Origin of the sequence: Dietzia sp. DQ11-38-2 (assembly GCF_014145055.1) — a bacterium.
Classification (GTDB): Bacteria; Actinomycetota; Actinomycetes; order Mycobacteriales; family Mycobacteriaceae; genus Dietzia.
This window is the reverse complement of record NZ_JAALDW010000097.1, coordinates 1-3,071: the sequence shown is the minus strand read 5'-3', so window position 1 is coordinate 3,071 and position 3,071 is coordinate 1. Positions and strand designations below refer to the sequence as shown.

The following is a 3,071-nucleotide window of genomic DNA, read 5'->3' as shown; positions in this document are numbered from 1 at the left end:
CTCGTCACCCATCGGCAGGACACGACACGTGTCGTAGAAGCGGTGGTAGGCACCCGCGAGCTCCTCCAGATACCTGGCGACCCTGTGCGGCTCCCGCAGTTCGGCGGCACTCGCCACGACCCTGGGGAACTCACCGATGGTCCTGATGAGGGCACCCTCGCGGTCCTCGACCAGGAGCGCGAGGTCGGCCGCGTCGGTCGTGACCCCCAGGTCGGCCGCGTTCCGGGCCAGGGAGCACAGGCGGGCGTGCGCGTATTGGACGTAGAAGACCGGGTTGTCGTTGGTCGCCGACGCCCACAGTTGCAGATCGATGTCCATGGTCTGGTCCACCGAGGAGCGGATGAGCGCGTACCGCGCGGCGTCGACGCCGATCGCCTCCACCAGGTCGTCGAGCGTGATCACCGTCCCCGCGCGCTTGCTCATCTTGACCGGGACACCGTCCCGTACGAGGCTGACCATCTGACCGATGAGGACCTCGATCGCCGCGGGATCGTCGCCGAGCGCCGCCGCCGCTGCCTTGAGCCGTGCGATGTACCCGTGGTGGTCGGCGCCGAGCATGTAGATGCACAGGTCGAACCCGCGGTCCCGCTTGTCGAGGAAGTACGCGATATCGCCGGCGATGTAGGCCGCGTTGCCGTCGGACTTGAGGACCACGCGGTCCTTGTCGTCACCGAAGTCCGTGGAGCGGAGCCACCAGGCGCCCTCGGACTCGTACAGGTTGCCGTTGCCCTTGAGCACCTCGATCGCCCGGTCCACGGCACCGGAGGTGAACATGGAGTTCTCGTGGGTGTAGACGTCGAAGACCGTGCCGAACTCGGCGAGCGAGGCCTTGATGTGCGTGAACATCAGGTCGACACCGGTTGCCCGGAAGGTCTCCAGGGCCTCGTCCTCCGGCTGCTGGAGCACGTCCGGGTGGTCGGCGACCACGCGCGCGGCGATGTCCTCGATGTACGCACCCGCGTACCCGTCCTCCGGCGTCGCGTCGCCGCGGGCGGCGGCGAGCAGTGACCGGCTGAACCGGTCGATCTGGGCACCGTGATCGTTGAAGTAGTACTCGCGCGTCACCTGCGCGCCGGACGCCTCGAGGACGCGCCCGAGGGCGTCACCGACCGCCGCCCACCGCGTGCCGCCCAGGTGGATGGGGCCGGTCGGGTTCGCCGAGACGAACTCGAGGTTCACCCGGCGGCCGGCCATCGCCTCGCCGGTGCCGTACGACTCACCCTGCTCGATGACCGAGGCCACGAGCGCCCCCTGGGCTCCGGAGTCGAGGCGGATGTTGAGGAATCCGGGACCGGCGATCTCCGCCGACGCCACGCCGGGATCCGCGGCGAGCGCGGTGGCGATCTCCTGGGCCAGCTCCCGCGGCGCGGCGCCGACCTTCTTCGCCAACTGCAGTGCGACGTTGGTCGCGTAGTCACCGTGGTCCGGATTGCGCGGACGTTCGACGGTCACCGTGTCCGGCACCACCGAGATGTCGGCTCCGCGCTCGGAGAGAACGGTCAGTAGCGCGGCACGGATGACGGCGGCGAGGTCGGCAGGAGTCACGTCTTCCTATCCTAGGTGTCAGCACGTCGGCAGTGGAATCGGACACCGGCTGGTGCCCGGGCGGCCGACACTCGCGGTACCGATACGGGGCCGATGCGGGCCAGGGAGCACCCCGGTGCTACGATCGGTCTCGCTGTTCAGCAGGGCGGTTCGATGGAGTCGCCCGGTGGTCAGCCTCCGGCCCCGTGGGGCCGGTATCCCGCCCTCGTAGCTCAGGGGATAGAGCGTTGGTTTCCGGTACCAAAGGTCAGAGGTTCGATTCCTCTCGGGGGCACCACGACAGCGGGGCCCGGGCATATCAGCCCGGGCCCCGCTGTCTGTTCGAACCGGCGTCCACCGGCTACCCGATCGGCGGGGTCGGCGTAGCGGGCTCAGCGGGGCAGGGTGATCCCGTCGACCTCACCGATGCGTGCGACCACCCGCTCGAAGATGCCGGTCAGTGTGCCGATCTCGTCCTTCGTGAGAACGTCGATGAGAAGCTCCCGGACCTTCTCCACGTGCATCGGGGCCACCCGGGCGATCGCCTCCGCTCCGGCGGCGGTCAGGGTGACGATCGTGCCCCGGCCGTCCTCGGCGCATTCGCCCTTGGCGACCAGTCCCCGGGCTTCCATCCGCCGGACCTGATGTGACACGCGGCTGCGATCCCACCCCAGAGCAGCTCCCAGGTCCCGGGCGCGCAGACCCCGCCCGTCCGCCTCGCTGAGACTGACCAACACCGCGTAGTCGGACTGGGACATCGACGCGTCGCGCTGGAGCTGGCGTTCGATCGCGAGGTCGAGCAACTGATTGACTTCCCTGTACCGGCGCCACATGCACTGCTCTTCGTCGGTCAACCAGCGTGTCTCGCTCATGGGGCTATTACAGCACGACCACCCACCGCCCGGACCTGCAGCCACCGGTCCAGCGTCGGCCGAAGTTCACCGCTCTCACTCGGTGGCCGATCCCGCCCCCCGCATCACGTGGGTACGCGCGCCACCGACACCCGCGAATCGTGAGCGGTCGCAGGTGAGGACGATGACCTGAGAGGTCGACGCCGCCGCGGCGATGACCGCTCCCATCGTGAGGCGCCGGGACGGATCCGTGTAACCCATGGTGTCATCGAGAAACACCGGGACTCCGTTGTCTCCGACGAGCCGGGCGCAGGCGATCCGCACGATCACCGCCAGCTGCTCCCTGGCCCCACCTGACAGGGAGTCGTAATCCACGGAGACGTCCCCGATCCTCCGACTGAGAATGGTGAGGTCCTCCCCCAGCCGAACGTCGAAATCGGGCCCGTAGACAAGTCGACCGAGCTCGACCACCGCGCGGTGGAACGGCTCCTGGTATGCCCGGAGCGCCTCGGACCGACGCCGTTCGAGGGTTCGGTGGAGGAGGTCGGCCGCGCGCGCCCTGCGCCACAACGCGGCGTTCTCCCTCTCCGCGGCGTCGACCTCACGCTCGGCCACCGCGACGTCTCCGAGCCGCCCCTGGTCACTGATGGCGCTGACCCGACCGAGCGCGGTGGCCACCGCCGACGCACTCTCCCG

2 protein-coding genes, 1 tRNA gene and 1 pseudogene are annotated in these 3,071 nt (G+C 69.2%); 1 reads left to right on the top strand and 3 read right to left on the bottom strand.

Features of this window, described 5'->3' with window-relative positions; all coding sequences use genetic code 11:
• The coding region (argS, locus tag G6026_RS03800) for an arginine--tRNA ligase (RefSeq protein ID WP_347238059.1) at positions 1-1,545 on the bottom strand (1,545 nt) is incomplete at its 3' end.
• 201 nt (positions 1,546-1,746) lie between these two features.
• On the opposite strand from argS, the gene G6026_RS03795 reads away from it, so the two are divergent.
• A tRNA-Arg gene (locus tag G6026_RS03795) sits at positions 1,747-1,822 on the top strand.
• A gap of 94 nt (positions 1,823-1,916) precedes the next feature.
• On the opposite strand, the gene G6026_RS03790 is transcribed toward G6026_RS03795, so the two are convergent.
• Positions 1,917-2,396, bottom strand: coding sequence for a MarR family winged helix-turn-helix transcriptional regulator (locus tag G6026_RS03790; protein ID WP_107756730.1), 480 nt, complete (start codon positions 2,394-2,396; stop codon positions 1,917-1,919).
• 75 nt (positions 2,397-2,471) lie between these two features.
• Positions 2,472-3,071, bottom strand: a pseudogene (locus tag G6026_RS03785) (chromosome partitioning protein); the annotation flags it as partial.